This is a genomic window from Streptomyces lonarensis (assembly GCF_012033735.1).
GTDB lineage: Bacteria > Actinomycetota > Actinomycetes > Streptomycetales > Streptomycetaceae > Streptomyces > Streptomyces lonarensis.
Genome location: NZ_JAAVJD010000030.1, coordinates 21,106 through 36,330, shown reverse-complemented (window position 1 = coordinate 36,330; position 15,225 = coordinate 21,106). Strand labels below are relative to the sequence as shown.

The following is a 15,225-nucleotide window of genomic DNA, read 5'->3' as shown; positions in this document are numbered from 1 at the left end:
GGGGCGCGGCGGGTACGGCGCGACGGGGCGACGGGGCGCGGACGGATGCGGCGCGGGAGGACGCGGCGCGGGCGGCTACCCCGCGGCGGGCGCCTCGCCTTCGCCGCGCGGGCCCAGGTCCCGCTGGTCGGGGCCGTGGTAGCCGGCGAGCAGCGGCCGGGGCAGCGGGCCCTTGATGCGGGCGCCGCCCTCGGACTCCTCCCACGCGTGGGAGAGGATGCCGACGCTGCGGGAGAGCACGAACAGCCCGCGCCCCAGCTCGGCGGGGAACCCCAACTCGGCGTAGATGATGGCGGTCGCGCCGTCGATGTTCATGGGGACCGGGCGGGTGCGGCCCTCCGCCAGTGCGGCTTCCAGTTCCTCGCCGGCGCGTAGCGCGTCACCCGGCACCTCGCCGGACGCGACCGCTTCCCGGACGAGGGCGAGCAGCGGGTCGCGGCGCGGGTCGCGGGGGTGGAAGCGGTGACCGAACCCCGGTACGTAGGCGCGCTGTTGCCGGTACTCGGCGACGATCTCGCGGGCGTCCTCGCCCGCGACGACCCGGGCCAGCACCTCCATGCACTGCTGCCCGGCGCCGCCGTGGACGTCCCCGAGCAGGCCAGCGCCGGTGGCAACGGCGCTGTTGAGCCCGACGCCGCAGGTCGCGGCCATCCGCGCGGCGGCGATCGACGGCGCCTGCGGTCCGTGGTCCACCGCGGCGACCAGCGCCGCCTCCAGCAGTCGGCCCTGCACGGGCGTGGGGAGTTCGCCCCGGACCATCAGCCAGATCTGCTCCGCGAAGCTGACCCTGCCGATGAGCTGCTCCACCGGGTAGCCGCGCAGCAGGATCTCGCCGGGCCGGATGCGGGAGACAGCGGTGGACCAGTGGTCGGTGATCTGCCGTTCGGGCACGGTCGGTTCGGACAACGGCTTTTCCGCGGCCTGCAGTTCGGCGTGCGGCTGTGCGGCGGCCGACTGTTCGGCGTCCGGGCCACCGGCGGACGGCGTGGTGGGACCACTCATACGGCACCGCTCTCTCGCAGCTCGGCGATCTCGTCCGGGCCGTAGCCCAGTTCGGTCAGGAAGACATCGGTGTGCTCGCCGAGCAGCGGCGGCGGTGCGGGGGCGGCGACCGGGGCGGCGTCCACCTGGAGTGGGCTGCCGAGCACGCTGAGCGGACGGTCCCGCCCGTCGGGGAAGGCGATCTCCTGGACGAACTCCCGTGCGGCCAGGTGCTCCAGGCCGAGCGCGTCGGGAACGGAGAGCACACGGGCGGCGGGGACACCGGCATCGGAGAGCACCTCCTCCCACTCGACCGCCGGGCGCGCGGCGAGGCCCGCCTCGATCTCGTCGCGCAGTTCCTCACGACGCGCCTTGCGGTCGGCGGGGTGGGCGAACCGCTCGTCGGCGGCGAGCTCCTCCCGCCCGATGAGGCGGCAGAGGGTGGCGAACTGCTGCTGCCGGTTGGCGGCGATGTTGAGGTGCCCGTCAGCGGTGCGGAAGGTGCCGGAGGGTGCCGCAGTGAAGTTCTCGTTGCCCATCGGCCGCGGTTCGCGGCCGGTGATCAGGTAGTTGGAGGTCACCCACCCCATCGCGGTGAGCGCCGACTCCAGCATGGAGACGTCGAGGAAGGCGCCCTCGCCGCTGCGGCCGCGGCGGACGAGCGCGGCGGTGATCGCGTAGGCGGCGGCCATCCCCCCGAGGGTGTCCGCGACCGGGTAACCGGCGCGCAGCGGGGCGGTGTCCGGGGTGCCGGTGACGCTCATCATGCCGCTGAGCCCCTGGATGATCTGGTCGTAGGCGGGGCGGTCGCGCATCGGCCCGCTCTGACCGAACCCCGATATGGCGCAGTAGACGAGCCCGGGGTTCTCCGCGCGCAGCGTCTCCCAGCCGACGCCGAGCCGGTCCATCACGCCGGGCCGGAAGTTCTCCAGCACCACGTCCGACTCGCGGACGGCGCGCAGCAGCACCTCGCGGCCGGCGGGCGACTTGAGGTTGAGGGTGAGGGAGCGCTTGCCCGCGTTCTGGGCGAGGAAGGACGCGCCGAGCAGGTCGTCGGCGAGGCCGCGGTCGGCGCCGAGCTGGCGGGCGAGGTCGCCGGCGCCGGGGATCTCCACCTTGACGACGTCCGCGCCCTGGAGGGCGAGCTGGTAGCCGGCGAACGGCCCGGCGAGCACGTTGGTGAGGTCGAGGACGCGGACCCCACCGAGAAGGGCGGATGACATCAGGCGGTTCCTCCGATGCAGTCGAGCGTGGTCAGGGCGCGGGCGGTGTCCAGCAGCGGAGGCAGGAAGCCGGCCACGGCCTCCTCGGTGAAGCGGATGGTGGGGCCGCCGAGGGCGACGGCGGCGCTCATGCGGCCGGAGCCGGTGAACACCGGCGCGGCGACGCCGGAGACGCCCGGTTCGCGCTCACCGTGGCTGACGGCGTGGCCGTCGGCCGCGGCACGGCGAGTCCTCTCCCACAGCGCGTCGGGCCAGTCGTCGTGCGGCGCGCGGGCGGCGACGGCGGCCACGTCGGCGCGGTCGGCATCGGAGAGCAGCACGTGGCTGGCGGCGCCGGACCACAGCGGCATCTCCTCCCCCACGTGGACGACGTGCCGCAGCGAGCGGGTGCCCTCGTGGCGGGCGATGCAGACGCGGGCGGCCTGCTGCCGTACGTAGAGGTGGACGGTCTCGCCGCTGCTGGCGGCGCTCAGGTCGGCGAGCAGCCGCTTCGCCTGCTCGGGAAGGCGCCAGGTGCGGTTGGCCAGCTCGCCCCAGCGCAGCAGGCCGGTACCGGGCACGATGCGGCCGTCGCCGCGCGCCCACAGCAGCCCCGTCTGCTCCAGGGTGTGGACGAGCCGGACCACGGTGGTCTTGGGGAGCCCGGTGGCATCCGTCAGTTCCCGGACCGAACGGCTGGGGTGGTCCGTGTCGAACAGTGCCAGCAGGTCGATCGCGCGTTGCACGCTGCGGACGCCGCCGGAGTCTGCCTCGGCCATGAGCGGGGTCGCCCTCCTCGTCCTGGGTGCGCGGATGCCCGCACGCCACGGTGCGGCGTGCGGCCGTCCCCCATCAGACCATCGAACCGGCTGGCGGCACAAGTGGTCCACCAGGCGGTACGAGGCGCCGGGGCACCCCGACCCCGGACAGCTCTCGTCATCGCGGCGGCGTGTCCGGGCACGCGCGCGGGCCCGCCCCACCGCCACGGGCGGGACGGGCCCGGCACCCCTGCGCTGGGGCGCCGGCCGAGAACGGCGCTACCCGGGGTCCCGGTGCTCCGCCCAGGCGCGGACCGAGGGGCGGGCGACCGCGTAACCGAACGCCACACACCCCGCGGCGACACAGCCCCACGCGACCGCGCCACTTCCCGCGCCGCCGATCACCGCCGCGAGCGCGTGCGTCACCACCCCCACGACCCCGCTCACGACGGCGCCGTGCCGGAGGTAGTCACGCGGCCGCGACACACCCCCCGGAAGGCACCGCACCAGCAGCGACACCAACACCACCGTCAGCAGAACCATGCGACCCACCCCCACCGGACCCCCTCGGCGACACCCCGCGCGCGCACCGGCCGCAGGTGGGGAGCTGCCTCCCCGGCCCCACCCCCGCCGCCGATACCGACACCGCCACCTCGGCGCCGCCCCCGCCGCTCCCGCCGCCCCCGCCGCTCCCCGCACATCGGCTCACGCTTCATCCTCTGCGATGACGTCTGCGCCAACGCCTGCGTCGATTCACGCATGGACGCTCCCCACCGGGCCCCCGCCCGTCCCCACCCCCGCCGCCACAAGAGACCTGCAGCCCCCGGGCGGCCTGACGAGGCCCGAGCGTAGCGATCCGAACGCGGAAAGCTCGGTGACCGATCTCCTTCCGGCCACTCCGGCCCGCACCCACGCGGCGGTCCGGCACCCCCGGCGCGCCACGCCTCCGCGGTCTCCGTCGGGGGCTTCCGGCAGACGCGACGCGCAACTGAGCCGAGGAACGCCCGAATCGGACGCCGTTGGCGGGGTAACCGAGCCGTAAGACCGCCATCCCGCCCGGCCCCGAACAACCCACCGTGGAGTTCACCGTGCCCGACGCGTTCCCTCCCGACAACTCGACCGGCCCGCAGCAGATAGCGCAGGGACGACTGGCCGAAGGACCGAGAAGCCTCTTCGTCTACGGCACTCTCCAGTTCGAGTCCGTGCTCATCGGCCTTCTCGGCCGACTGCCCCACCTCACCGCCACCTCGGCCCCCGGCTGGCGCGCCGCCCCGCTCGAAGGCCGCGTCTACCCGGGCCTCGTCCTCGCCCCCGGGGTCACCGCGAACGGCTACGTCCTCACGGATCTCACCGCTCGCGAGTGGCTCGTCATCGACGCCTTCGAGGACGACGAGTACGACCTCGGGCGCATCATCCTCGCCTCCGGCGAGGAGAGCTGGTCCTACCTGTGGCGGGGCGAGGAACTGCGCGGCGACGACACCTGGAACGCCGAGACGTTCCGCCAGGAACACCTCGGCGTCTACGCCGCCCGCTGCGCCCGACTCGGCCCCCTGCTGGCGCAGGACGCCCGCGTATGAGCCGGAACCGGTGACTCTGTAGCGGCGTCGATACCGAACGATACGGTTGGGGAGCCGTTGCGTTCGAACCGATCCTGGGGGTACCCGCGTGAACTGCCGACCTCGCCACGCACACCGCCGCACCACCACCGCACTCGCCACGGTCGCAGCCGCCGCCTTGCTGCTCTCCGCTTGCGGAAGTGACGGCGCCGAGGAGGAGATCGCGGGGGCCGACCGGGGCGAGACCCAGGACGACGACGCGGCGAACGACGCACCCGACAGCGGCACCGACGCGGAAGCCGACGCCGCCGACGCCGAGGGCGAAGACGCCACCGACCGCCCGGAGATCGAGGTGGCTGACTCGCTGCAACTCGTCTTCGACGGCCCTGAGCCTGAGAGCGACCTGGAGCAGGCAATTCTCAGGGACAACGCAGAGCACCTTCGCGCCGTCTACTCAGTGGTCACCTCGCACGATCTCGAGAAATCGCAGATCGGGTTCTACGCAAAAGGAGAATCACTGCAGTGGGATCTCGACCTGGTAGAAGGATTCATTGAGGACGGCGAAACGTCTCACGGCGTGATGCGTTACTTCGACCGGTCGGTCGAGGTGATCAACGATCGAGCCGCTGTGGTCTCTTTCTGCCGGGACTACAGCGAAATCAGCACTGTCGACTTCGCCTCGGGCGAGAGAATCGACGGCCCTGACCCGGATGCGCCCCCCACCCGAAACACCTTTCGTCTCGAGCTGAGCGAATCCGGCGTCTGGCAGGCAACTGAGCGCGAGTCCGACACGTCCGACGGGGCGTGCCGGTGAGGCGGCTGCCGCACGGGGCTTGCCTTGCTTTGCTGCTGCTGATCAGCCTGGCCTCGCCAGCCCACGCCGACAGGGAACGCGCGGAAGAAGAAGCGGACACAAGCGGAGGCTCCGACGGCGGCGGCGGAATCCAGGCCGGCGCCGGAAGGCCCAGCGAGGCCCGCATCACCTTTACCCCAGCCGCACAGAGCTCGGAGGGGGCACTGACAGCCCCACACTGGAGCCCTCCTGCCTGCTACTACGCACCCTTGCGAACACCGGCGGAGATGGAGTCCTACTGGGAAGACACACTGGAGCGGTACACCAGCCCACCACATGTCCCCGAGGACATCGCTTCCCTGTGGGACTCGCACGATCAGTTTCTGGTCGGTTTTCCGGACTACAACCTGGAACATCAGGGAGAGGGCGCCTTCTGGGGAGTGGTGAGAAACGAAGACTATCCTCCGGCGGAACGTCTTTCGTGCGAGCGGCGCACCTTCTGGGTGGACTTCTCCGACCCGCCGCCGGTCGAGGAGCTGGCGATCCAGACCGACGGACTCGCGGAACTCGCCTGGGAGCAGACGCGGGTGCCGGACACCGAGGTGTCGCTGAATCCGGAGGGGACACAGAAGGTCAACCTGCCGACCTGGGTGTGGCTCGACTCGGTGCAGTTCGAACCGGTCACCGTGCGCGCCGAGCTGGACGGCTACGGCATCTGGGCAGAGACGACGGCGACCCCCACCGAGCTGCACCTTCAGCCAGGTTCCGACGCGCGCACGTTCCCCGCCTCAGGCCGGTGTGCTCTGGCCGGCGGCAGCGTCGGACAGCCGTGGTCGCCGGGCCGGTCGGGCGAGGACCCGCCCTGCGGCGTCCAGTACCACCGCGCCACGCACAACACCGGCCCGCACCAGCTACAGGCAACGCTGACCTGGGACGTCACCTGGACCGACCACGCAGGCAACGGAGGCGACCTCCCCGAGGGCAGCGTCGCCACCACCGTGGACATCACCGTCGAGGAAGTCCAGACGATCGTCCGCTGACCCCCCACAGCGCACGCACCGGTGGCAGCGTCGACACCGGAGCGGAGCACGGGCCGGCGAAGCGCCGGGGACGATGCCCGCTTCTATCGCCCTTCAGGCCGGCCTGCGGAAACATCCGGGTCGCGAAGGCCGACGGCGGCGTCGCGTACGCCGAAGTCTGATGACGTCAGCTCTTCGTGGCGGCATCGACACCGACGGATACGGTTGACCACCCGTTGCGTTCGAACCAACTCTGGGGGCCCCGCGTGAACCGCCGACCTCGCCACGGACACCGCCGCACCACCACCGCCCTCGCCGCGGTCGCAGCCGCCGCCTTGCTGCTCACCGCCTGCGGCGACGACGCCGACGACCACAGCACCGGGCCCGACCAGAGCCAGGCCCAGAACGGCGACGCGGCAAACGACACACCCGACAGCGACACCGACGCCGAGGGCGAAGACGCCATCGACCGCCCGGAGATCGAAGTGGCAGACTCGCTTGAGATGGTATTCGAGAAGCCGAGCGACCTGGAGCCGCTGCACGAGCAGATTCTGTTCGACAACGAGCAGCAGATCCGCGCCGTCTTCGAGGTCCTTACCACCCACGACACCGAGAACTCTTCGGTTGGCTTCTACACCACTGGCAATGCCCTGGCCAACGACCTTGGTGTCCTGGAGAGGGTGATCGAACGTGGTCGCGCATCCGGAGGCGTGATGAAGTTCTTCGCTCGCGACGTCACCTCCGTGGACGGAGACATCGCATTCGCCAAGTACTGCCGTGACTTCAGCGAGGTCTACAGCATCGACTTCGCAACCGGCGAAGTGGCCGAGGAGGCCGACGCCAACGCCGCACCGACGTTCTACGAAATTCGACTGGAGAAGAACGGCATCGGCGTCTGGCAGACAACTGACACGTCAGCCGAGGGAGCTTCTGACAAGTGTCCGTGATCCCGCGCCGACTCGCCGTCACAGCCGCAGTGATCACCCTTGTCACGTGGCCCTCCGCCGTCTCAGCCGACGACTTCGGGCACGACAACGGCGAGACGGACGGGAGCTCCGACGGGGCCGGCGGAATCAGTACGGGAGTTGGAACCCCGGAGGAAGTCCGCATCATTCTCGCTCCACCCGCACGGAGCCCCGAGGGGGCGCTCACCACCTCGACGTGAACTCCACCCGGCCTGCTACTGCGCCCCGCTCCGCACACCGGTTGAGACGGAGACGTACTGGACGCACGCACCGGTGGCAGCGTCGACACCGAGCGGAGCACGGGCCGGCGAAGCGCCGGGGACGATGCCCGCTTCTATCGCCCTTCAGGCCGGCCTGCGGAAACATCCAGGTCGCGGAGGCCGACGGCGGCGTCGCGTACGCCGAAGTCTGATGACGTCAGCTCTTCGTGGCGGCATCGACACCGACGGATACGGTTGACGACCCGTCGCGTTCGAACCAACTCTGGGGGAACCCGCGTGAACCGCCGACCTCGCCACGCACACCGCCGCACCACCACCGCACTCGCCACGGTCGCAGCCGCCGCCTTGCTGCTCACCGCCTGCGGCGACGACGCCGACGACCACAGCACCGGGCCCGACCAGAGCCAGGCCCAGAACGGCGACGCGGCGAACGACGCACCCGACAGCGACACCGTGGCCCCGCCTGTGGACGACATCGACCGCCCCGACATCGAGGTGGGCGACTCCCTCCAACTCGTCTTCGAGGAACCCGACACCGGGAGCCCGGAGCACGACGCGATCCTCACGGACAGCCAGTGGCAGATCAAGTCTGTCTTCGAGGTCCTGACCAGCCACGACCTGGAGAACTCCTCCGTCAGCTTCTACACGACCGGCGAGTCCTACAGGCAAGACATGGAAGCTCTTGAGTTCCTCGTCTCCGAGGGGCGGACCTCGGCAGGCGAGATGCGCTTCTACAACCACCGGGTCGTCAGTTCCGACGGCAGCGTGGCGTTCGCCGAGTACTGCCGGGACTTCAGCAGAGTGGTCGGACTGCACTTCGAGACCGGGGAAGTGCGCTCCGAGGCGACCCCCGAAGCAAAGCCCACGTACTACGAGGTCCGGATGCAGAGGAACGAGATCGGCGTGTGGCAGACCACCGACACAGACATCGAGGAGTCGTCCTCGAAATGCTGAGTCACAGCCGGCCACGAAGGGCCTCACGCGCAACCGGCGTCCGGCGCTGCCTCATCCGCAGCCGCCTCCTGACGGCCTTGTAGCGGCATCGACACCGACGGATACGGTGGGGCAGCCGTCGCGTTCGAACCGAATCTGGGGGAACCCGCGTGAACCGCCGACCTCGCTTTGCCCACCGCCGCACCACGACTGCGCTGGCAGCGGTCGCAGCCTCCAGTCTGCTGCTCGCTGCCTGCGGCAGCGGCAACGCAGGTGAGGAGATCGTCGGGCTCGACCGGGGGCCGGCACAGCACGACAACGCGGCGACCGACGCACCCGACACGGAAGCGGATGGCGACGGCAACACCGACGCCCCGGCCGAGGACGACATCGACCGCCCCGACATCGAGGTGGGCGACTCCCTCCAACTCGTCTTCGAGGAACCCGACACCGGGAACCCGGAGCACGACGCGATCCTCACGGACAGCCAGTGGCAGATCAAGTCTGTCTTCGAGGTCCTGACCAGCCACGACCTGGAGAACTCCTCCGTCAGCTTCTACACGACCGGCGAGTCCTACAGGCAGGACATGGAGTCCCTCGAGTACATCGTCGAGAAGGGCGGCACCTCGGAAGGCATCATGCGCTTCACCGGGCACCGGGTCCTCGACGTCGAGGGTGACGTCGCGTTCGTCGAGTACTGCCGAGACTTCAGCGACGTCAGGGACACCCGCTTCGACACCGGGGAAGTCGAGTTCGAGCCCAACCCCGATGCGCTCCCGAGCTACCAGAAGGCCCGTCTCCAGCGGAACGACCTCGGGGTCTGGCAGACGACGGACACCGAGATCGAGCAGGAGTCCACCAAGTGCTGAGGTGACGTGACTCAGGACGCCGCGGGCGCACTGGTCCGGCCCTCTCCGTGGTGGTCACCGTGCGGGACGCCGCGAGGCGTGGCGGTTCCGACCAGGCGCACAGCGCCGCTGCTGTCAGTCCGCCTCGGCCGCCCCGGGCCGGTCGACTGCGGAAGCGGCCGGCCCGCGGGGCTTGGGGGTGTCGTCCACCTCGCCGTCCGTGAGTCGGTACCGCAGCGCTCCGGAGGGGCAGCGGCCGACGATGTCGGCGACGCGGTCGGCGTCGGCCGCGTCTGGGGTGATCCACGGTCGTCGTCCGGGGTCGAAGACCTGCGGCAGACCGCCGACGCACTCGGCGGCGTGTCGGCAGAGCGCGGCCTCGAAACTGACGGTGATCTCCGCGCCCCGGTACGTCCGTACGCCCGGCACAGGGTCGGGCGCCGCCGCAGCGGGGGCCGTGCCCCCTGACTCAGTCGCTGACATTGCTGCGGGACTGGTAGAGCAGGTCCTGGTAGTCCGGGTGCCGTGCGATCCACTGCGCGAAGAACGGGCAGGTCGCCAGCACGCGCAGGTTGTCGGCGCGTGCCGCGTCGAGGGCGTGGGAGACCAGGGCCGAGCCGACTCCCTGGCCTTCGTGGCCGGGTTCGACCTCGGTGTGGGTGAAGGCGATGAGTTCAGGGGTCCGGATGTACTCGGCACGGCCGGCGACCTCGGTCCGGCCGTCCACACGCGCCTCGTACCGCTTGAGTTCGGGTACGTCGCGTACGTCGACTGACATGTGCTCTCCATCGTCCGCTGCGGGCGTTCGCCCGCACGCGTGGTTGTTGTCGTGAGGCGCGGCCCCCGGAGGGGCGGCCGCGCCTGCCCGGCGTCAGCTCAGCAGTGAGCCCGGCGCGGGCGGACCGCGCAACGCCGTTGCTGACCCGGACGGCGTCGTCCCGTGGTGTCGTTCTCACCCGTGCGCCGCTGCCGCGCGTCCGGACCGGGCCACGTCCGGACCGGGCCGCCCCCTCCTCCGCCCGGTGCGAACGGCAGCCCGCTGTCGCCCCGCCGTCGTCCCCTCGTCCCGCCGCACCGCCGTACCCCCGCCCCGTCGCCCCGCCACACCGCCGCTGTGCGACCGGCGCCACTGCCGCGGCCCGGGGCGAGCGGTCGTTTCGCGGCGCGGGCCCGTCCGCCGGTCGGGCGAGCGGTCGTGTCAGGCGCCGCGCTCGCGCCCGGCGAGGAGCTGGGTCTCCCAGGCGAAGGCGACTCCGGTGGCTCCGCCGTGCTGGATGAGGATGTCGGTGGTACCGGCCAGGGTCTTCTCCCGGGCCCAGTCGCGCTGCCACTCGGCGGCGACGGCCTGCCAGGTGATCGGCACGACGCCCGCCTGGGTCATCCTGCGCACCGCCATGTCGTGGGCCTCCGCCGAGGCTCCGCCGCAGGCGTCGGTGACCACGTGGACGTCGAAACCCTCGCCGGCGGCCTGGATCGCCGGCATCGCGACGCAGATCTCCGTCCACAGGCCGGCGATGATCAGCTTCTTGCGTCCGGTCGCCTTGACGGCGTCGACGACGCGCTGGTCCTCCCAGGTGTTGATGAAGGTGCGGTCGATCGGCTTCTGCTCCGGGTACACGTCCTGGAGCGCCTGGAGCAGCAGGCCGCCGCGGTCCTCCAGGACGGTGGTGAGGACGGTCGGGACGTCGAAGACCTTGGCTGCCTTGGCGAGCCCGACGGTGTTGTTGATGATCATCGTCGGCTCGTGGCTGTTCAGGTTGGCGAACTGGAACGGCTGGTGGTCGATGAGCACCAGCACGCTCTCCTCGGGTGTCAGCAGTGCGCCGAGACCGGCCTTGTTCTCGGAGCTCATGGGTTCCCCTTCCGGAGGTGGTGTCCACGGGTCGCGGCGCGGCACCGGTTTCCGGTGTTGCTCGCGGACCGTGCAGGGCTGACCGACTGCCGCCCCGAACCGTTTTGGTTGACACGTCAATTACGTAAGCTAGGCCCCGGTGGGTGACGTGTCAACCATGGCTGTGGCGAGGGGAGTTGCCGCGGTGGCCCGGGCCGCCCGCCGGAAGCTCCGCGCTCCGGATGGCTGCGCGGCGGGCCCGATCGCTACGCTCCCCCCATGAACGCAACGCCTCGCTGGCTCGACCCGGAGCAGAAGGCGGCCTGGGACCACTTCATCCGCATGCAGGAGAAGCTCGTCGGGAGGCTCTCCCGGCACCTCCAGTCCGACTCGAAGCTCTCCGCGGCCGACTACGTCGTCCTGGCCGCACTGACCGAGAGCGAGGGCGGGCGCATGCGCTTCCTCAACCTCACCCGGCGGGTCGAGTGGGAGAAGAGCCGGATGTCGCACCAGGTCGGGCGGATGGCGAAGCGCGGACTCGTGACACGGGAGGAGTGCCCCGAGGACGGGCGAGGCGCGTTCGTCGTCGCCACCCCGGAGGGGTACCGGGCCATCGAGGAGGCCGCACCACTGCACGTCGAGCACGTGCGCCGCCTGTTCATCGACGCCCTCACCCAGGAGGAACTCGACACCCTCGGCCGCCTGTCGGCCCGCGTGCTGGCCCACATGGAGCAACAGCCCGACTGAGACAACGCGTCGGCCCGGGCCGACCTGCACGCCGTTCCCCCGGGCGGGACGGCAGCGGTCGACGCCCCCGCCACAGGGACCGGTTTCCGACGAACTGCCGTCGGCGGGACCGGAACTCCCCCGTTGTTCAGCCGCTCGACGCCTGCGTGTGCCACCGTCACGGCGGGGCGCGCCACCGCGCCTGCCCGTCCGGCCGAGGGAGACCCCCTGTGCATGCCCGACTCACGGCCGCCACCGCCTGGTGTGCCGCACTCGCCCTGTCCCTGCTGACCGCGCCGGCCGCCGCCGCGCTCGGCGGGCCCAGCACCCTGGACCGACCCGGGTCCGGGGCGACGACTCCCGCCCTGACCGGGTCGCTCTTCGTCCAGAACGTCGCGGACGGGAACCAGCTGTCCGCGTCCGGCTCCTGGGTGACCACCAATCGGCCGCGCGGCGACGAGGACCGCCAGCAGTGGGAGTTGAGGGAGAGTCCGAACGGCGGCCACACACTCCGCAGCGTCGGGGCGGCGGACGTCTGCCTGACCGAGGAGAACGCCTCCGGCGCCGACGCCCGGCTGTCGGTGGGCACCTGTTCCGGTCCGCGCACGGAGTGGCTGGTGCAGGAGCAGGCTGACGGGCGCCACCGGATCGAGGCCCGTGGCTCCGGCCGCGTCCTGGTCGGCGGGGAGGGCCACGGGGCCACCGCCCGCGCGGTCGCCGCCGCGGGATCGGGCCCGCGGCAGGAGTGGCACCTCACGCCGGTGTCGCCCCCGCGGGCTCCGATGCCGGCGACGCCCCGGCTCGACGAGGTGACGTTCCTGACCACGCACAACGCGATGCACAACACCGAGGACCAGCCCGGTTTCCTCGTCGCCCCCAACCAGCCGCACGACGTCGCGGCGCAGCTGCGCGCCGGAGCGCACGCGCTCATGCTGGACGCCCATCACGCCGCTGGGCGGCTGCGGCTCTGCCACGACATCCCGGTCGTCGGGAACTGCTCGCGCGCCAGGCCGGCCGCCGACTTCTTCGCGGACATCGGCGCCTTCCTCGCGGAGGATCGCGACGCGGTGGTGACCGTCTTCCTGGAGGACTACTCGACCGCCGAGCAGCTGCGCACCGAACTCGCCGGGCAGCTGGGCGCCGGCAGTGCGCTCGCGGACCGGGTCTTCCGGCCGGACGCGGCCGGGGTGCGGGAGCACGGCTGGCCCACGCTCGCCGAACTCCGCCGCACCGACCAGCGGTTGCTGCTGTTCACCAGCGACACCGCGGCGTCCGCCCGGAGCAACGGCAAGAACGCGCTGGGGTTCATGAGCCAGCGCGACTGGACGGTGGAGAACTACTGGTCGATGGGCGGTGGGCTCGGCACGGGGGACTGGAGCTGCTACAGCCGCTGGGACGACATACCGCTGTCGCGCGAGGAGGACGGCTTCCGTCGGCTGTTCGTCATGAACCACTTCCGCGACGTCCCCATGGCACCGACGTACCGCACCGACAACGAGAAGCTCCAGAACCGCGCCGAACGCTTCTGCATGCCCGCCGCCCGCAAGAAGCCCAACTACCTCGCCATCGACCAGTACAAGGACGGCAACCCGATGGCCGCCGTCGACGCACTCAACCGCTACACCTACTGAGCACTCCCGGCATGCCGCGCCGCTCGCCGCACGGCGGGCGGCGCGGACACCTCGGCGCCGTCATCCCACCGCGACGGGGGTGCGGTCGGCGCGGTGGGTGGTGGGTGTGCCGTCGGGCAGGTGGTGGTGGCAGGTGCCGGCGGCCGCAATCAGCGAGTCGAGGGAGTCGAGAGTGCGGCCCAGTTCGGCGATGTGCCGGGCGAGCTTGTCGCGCTCCTCCGCCAGCCGGGCCTGCGCCTTGCCGCTGTTCTCCTCGCTCGGCCGCTCCACGCAGGGCAGCAGCTCGGCGATGGTGCGGCTGGAGATGCCGGCGGCGTAGAGGCGCTGGATGAAGTGGACCCGCTCGACCTGCTCCTCGTCGTAGGTGCGCTGCCCGCCGCCGCTGCGGGCGCTGGCGAGCAGCCCCTGGTCCTCGTAGTAGCGCAGCGAGCGCACGCTGACACCGGTCCGACCTGCCAGTTCACCGATCCGCATGCGATCCTCCTTCGGCCCGTGGGCCGCTTCCGGGTGGCGCAGTGCCGTGTGAGCCGCACCACACAGCTTGCATCTGACGTCAATGTCAGGTTCTAGCGTAGCGGTGTGCCCACCTCCGGGCGCAACGGCCCACCCCGAGGAGTCTGTTGTGACCTCCCTGCTCAGCTCGTTCCGGCTCGCCGGCCTGACCCTCCCGAACCGTGTCGTCATGGCGCCGATGACACGGGTCCGCGCGGCGGCGGGCGGGCTCGCCACCTCCTCGATGGCCGCGTACTACGCCCAGCGGGCGACGGCGGGCCTGATCATCACCGAGGGGGTGCAGCCCAACGCGGTCGGCCAGTCCAACCCGGGCACTCCGGGGCTGCACACCGACGAGCAGGTCGCCTCCTGGCGGCAGGTGACGGAGGCTGTGCACGTCAACGGTGGGCGGATCTTCGCCCAGTTGATGCACGGCGGTCGCGTCTCCCACCCCGACACCACGGGCCTGCGGCCGGTGGGCCCCTCGGCGGTGGCCGGCGAGGGCGACGTCTTCACCCCGACCGGCCCGCAGCCGATGCCGGTCCCCCACGCGCTGACCACGGCGGAGGTCGTCGAGCAGGCAGCCTCGTACGCGGAGGCAGGGCGCCGGGCGGTGGATGCCGGCTTCGACGGCGTCGAGCTACACGGTGCCAACGGCTACCTGATCTCGCAGTTCCTCTCGGACAACGCCAACCTGCGATCGGACCGCTACGGCGGTTCGATCACCAACCGCATCCGGTTCGCGGTGGAGGCCGTCGCGGGTACCGTCGACGCGATCGGGGCCGACCGCACCGGAATCCGCCTCTCCCCCGGCGCCGCCTTCTGGGGAGCCACCGACGGGGAGACCCAGGAGCTGTACACGGCGCTGCTCGCCGAACTCGCCACCCTGGAACCGGCGTACATCCACGTCGAGGCCACCGCCGAGGAGGCGCTCCTGCGCGAACTGCGCCGGGTGTGGCCGGGCGCGCTCATCATGAACCCGTCCCTTCCGATGGGCCCCAAGCCCACCGGGCGCGATGACGCCGACCGCTGGTTGGGGCTGGGCGCCGACCTGATCAGCTTCGGGCGGGCGTTCCTCTCCAACCCGGACCTGGTGGAGCGGCTGCGGGCCGAGCTGCCGATCGAGCCGGTGGACATGGCGGCGCTCTACCAGGGGGGCAACGACGGTTACCTGACGTACAACGCCTACCAGTACCCCTCGGAGGCCGCGGCCGTTCCGGTCGCTGCCTGACGGGGGCCGCCGGTCCGCCGGGCAGCGCGGCGGGCGGG

Annotated in this window: 17 protein-coding genes; 9 read left to right on the top strand and 8 right to left on the bottom strand. The window is 71.5% G+C overall.

The window, feature by feature from the left end:
- Positions 1 to 75: 75 nt before the first annotated feature.
- The 4 genes from HCN56_RS06655 to HCN56_RS06640 form a co-directional block, all read right to left on the bottom strand.
- Entirely contained in the window at positions 76 to 1,002 is a 927-nt protein-coding gene (locus HCN56_RS06655; RefSeq protein ID WP_167968551.1) for a citryl-CoA lyase, read from the bottom strand.
- Positions 999 to 2,204 carry a CaiB/BaiF CoA transferase family protein gene (locus tag HCN56_RS06650; protein WP_167968550.1) on the bottom strand — a complete coding sequence of 402 codons (1,206 nt, stop codon included), beginning with the start codon at positions 2,202 to 2,204 and terminating at the stop codon, positions 999 to 1,001. Before HCN56_RS06650 ends, HCN56_RS06655 begins: the two co-directional genes overlap by 4 nt.
- On the bottom strand, positions 2,204 to 2,962 hold the full coding sequence (locus HCN56_RS06645; protein ID WP_167968549.1) for an IclR family transcriptional regulator: 759 nt from the start codon (positions 2,960 to 2,962) through the stop codon (positions 2,204 to 2,206). Before HCN56_RS06645 ends, HCN56_RS06650 begins: the two co-directional genes overlap by 1 nt.
- A gap of 258 nt (positions 2,963 to 3,220) precedes the next feature.
- The gene (locus HCN56_RS06640) at positions 3,221 to 3,484 is read right to left on the bottom strand and encodes a hypothetical protein (protein WP_167968548.1); all 264 of its coding nucleotides are present in this window, start codon (positions 3,482 to 3,484) and stop codon (positions 3,221 to 3,223) included.
- 533 nt (positions 3,485 to 4,017) lie between these two features.
- Here HCN56_RS06640 and HCN56_RS06635 point away from each other — a divergent pair.
- From HCN56_RS06635 to HCN56_RS06610, 6 genes are all read left to right on the top strand, one after another.
- Positions 4,018 to 4,518, top strand: a complete 501-nt coding sequence (locus HCN56_RS06635) for a gamma-glutamylcyclotransferase family protein (RefSeq protein WP_167968547.1) — start codon at positions 4,018 to 4,020, stop codon at positions 4,516 to 4,518.
- An 88-nt stretch (positions 4,519 to 4,606) separates the two neighbouring features.
- Positions 4,607 to 5,311, top strand: coding sequence for a hypothetical protein (locus tag HCN56_RS06630; RefSeq protein ID WP_167968546.1), 705 nt, complete (start codon positions 4,607 to 4,609; stop codon positions 5,309 to 5,311).
- A 248-nt stretch (positions 5,312 to 5,559) separates the two neighbouring features.
- A complete protein-coding gene (locus tag HCN56_RS06625; RefSeq protein WP_167968545.1) occupies positions 5,560 to 6,330 on the top strand; it encodes a hypothetical protein in 771 nt (256 codons plus the stop codon).
- Positions 6,331 to 6,575: 245 nt separating this feature from the next.
- Positions 6,576 to 7,256, top strand: a complete 681-nt coding sequence (locus tag HCN56_RS06620; protein ID WP_167968519.1) for a hypothetical protein — start codon at positions 6,576 to 6,578, stop codon at positions 7,254 to 7,256.
- A gap of 515 nt (positions 7,257 to 7,771) precedes the next feature.
- Positions 7,772 to 8,449 (top strand): hypothetical protein, encoded by a 678-nt coding sequence (locus HCN56_RS06615; RefSeq protein ID WP_167968544.1) that lies wholly within the window; start codon positions 7,772 to 7,774, stop codon positions 8,447 to 8,449.
- A gap of 149 nt (positions 8,450 to 8,598) precedes the next feature.
- Entirely contained in the window at positions 8,599 to 9,297 is a 699-nt protein-coding gene (locus HCN56_RS06610; RefSeq protein WP_167968543.1) for a hypothetical protein, read from the top strand.
- A 114-nt stretch (positions 9,298 to 9,411) separates the two neighbouring features.
- Here HCN56_RS06610 and HCN56_RS06605 read toward each other — a convergent pair whose 3' ends face one another.
- The 3 genes from HCN56_RS06605 to HCN56_RS06595 all read right to left on the bottom strand — a co-directional run bounded on the left by HCN56_RS06605 (position 9,412) and on the right by HCN56_RS06595 (position 11,128).
- The gene (locus HCN56_RS06605) at positions 9,412 to 9,759 is read right to left on the bottom strand and encodes a (4Fe-4S)-binding protein (protein ID WP_167968542.1); all 348 of its coding nucleotides are present in this window, start codon (positions 9,757 to 9,759) and stop codon (positions 9,412 to 9,414) included.
- Positions 9,746 to 10,054, bottom strand: coding sequence for a GNAT family N-acetyltransferase (locus HCN56_RS06600; RefSeq protein WP_167968541.1), 309 nt, complete (start codon positions 10,052 to 10,054; stop codon positions 9,746 to 9,748). The genes HCN56_RS06605 and HCN56_RS06600 overlap by 14 nt, the downstream gene beginning before the upstream one ends.
- A 420-nt stretch (positions 10,055 to 10,474) precedes the next feature.
- Entirely contained in the window at positions 10,475 to 11,128 is a 654-nt protein-coding gene (locus tag HCN56_RS06595) for a hydrolase (RefSeq protein ID WP_167968540.1), read from the bottom strand.
- 258 nt (positions 11,129 to 11,386) lie between these two features.
- On the opposite strand from HCN56_RS06595, the gene HCN56_RS06590 reads away from it, so the two are divergent.
- Together HCN56_RS06590 and HCN56_RS06585 are read left to right on the top strand one after the other, a co-directional pair.
- On the top strand, positions 11,387 to 11,854 hold the full coding sequence (locus tag HCN56_RS06590) for a MarR family winged helix-turn-helix transcriptional regulator (RefSeq protein WP_167968539.1): 468 nt from the start codon (positions 11,387 to 11,389) through the stop codon (positions 11,852 to 11,854).
- A 209-nt stretch (positions 11,855 to 12,063) separates the two neighbouring features.
- Positions 12,064 to 13,464, top strand: coding sequence for a phosphoinositide-specific phospholipase C-related protein (locus HCN56_RS06585; RefSeq protein ID WP_167968538.1), 1,401 nt, complete (start codon positions 12,064 to 12,066; stop codon positions 13,462 to 13,464).
- 60 nt (positions 13,465 to 13,524) lie between these two features.
- Here HCN56_RS06585 and HCN56_RS06580 read toward each other — a convergent pair whose 3' ends face one another.
- A complete protein-coding gene (locus tag HCN56_RS06580; protein ID WP_167968537.1) occupies positions 13,525 to 13,938 on the bottom strand; it encodes a MerR family transcriptional regulator in 414 nt (137 codons plus the stop codon).
- 148 nt (positions 13,939 to 14,086) lie between these two features.
- Between HCN56_RS06580 and HCN56_RS06575 the strand changes: the two genes are divergently transcribed.
- Positions 14,087 to 15,187 (top strand): alkene reductase, encoded by a 1,101-nt coding sequence (locus tag HCN56_RS06575; protein ID WP_167968536.1) that lies wholly within the window; start codon positions 14,087 to 14,089, stop codon positions 15,185 to 15,187.
- Positions 15,188 to 15,225: the final 38 nt, after the last annotated feature.

Coding starts and splice junctions, on each gene's coding strand:
- HCN56_RS06655 (WP_167968551.1), bottom strand. CDS start 1,002: ATGAGTGGTCCCACCACGCCGTCCGCCGGTGGCCCGGACGCCGAACAG.
- HCN56_RS06605 (WP_167968542.1), bottom strand. CDS start 9,759: ATGTCAGCGACTGAGTCAGGGGGCACGGCCCCCGCTGCGGCGGCGCCC.
- HCN56_RS06650 (WP_167968550.1), bottom strand. CDS start 2,204: ATGTCATCCGCCCTTCTCGGTGGGGTCCGCGTCCTCGACCTCACCAAC.
- HCN56_RS06600 (WP_167968541.1), bottom strand. CDS start 10,054: ATGTCAGTCGACGTACGCGACGTACCCGAACTCAAGCGGTACGAGGCG.
- HCN56_RS06595 (WP_167968540.1), bottom strand. CDS start 11,128: ATGAGCTCCGAGAACAAGGCCGGTCTCGGCGCACTGCTGACACCCGAG.
- HCN56_RS06580 (WP_167968537.1), bottom strand. CDS start 13,938: ATGCGGATCGGTGAACTGGCAGGTCGGACCGGTGTCAGCGTGCGCTCG.
- HCN56_RS06590 (WP_167968539.1), top strand. CDS start 11,387: ATGAACGCAACGCCTCGCTGGCTCGACCCGGAGCAGAAGGCGGCCTGG.
- HCN56_RS06645 (WP_167968549.1), bottom strand. CDS start 2,962: ATGGCCGAGGCAGACTCCGGCGGCGTCCGCAGCGTGCAACGCGCGATC.
- HCN56_RS06640 (WP_167968548.1), bottom strand. CDS start 3,484: ATGGTTCTGCTGACGGTGGTGTTGGTGTCGCTGCTGGTGCGGTGCCTT.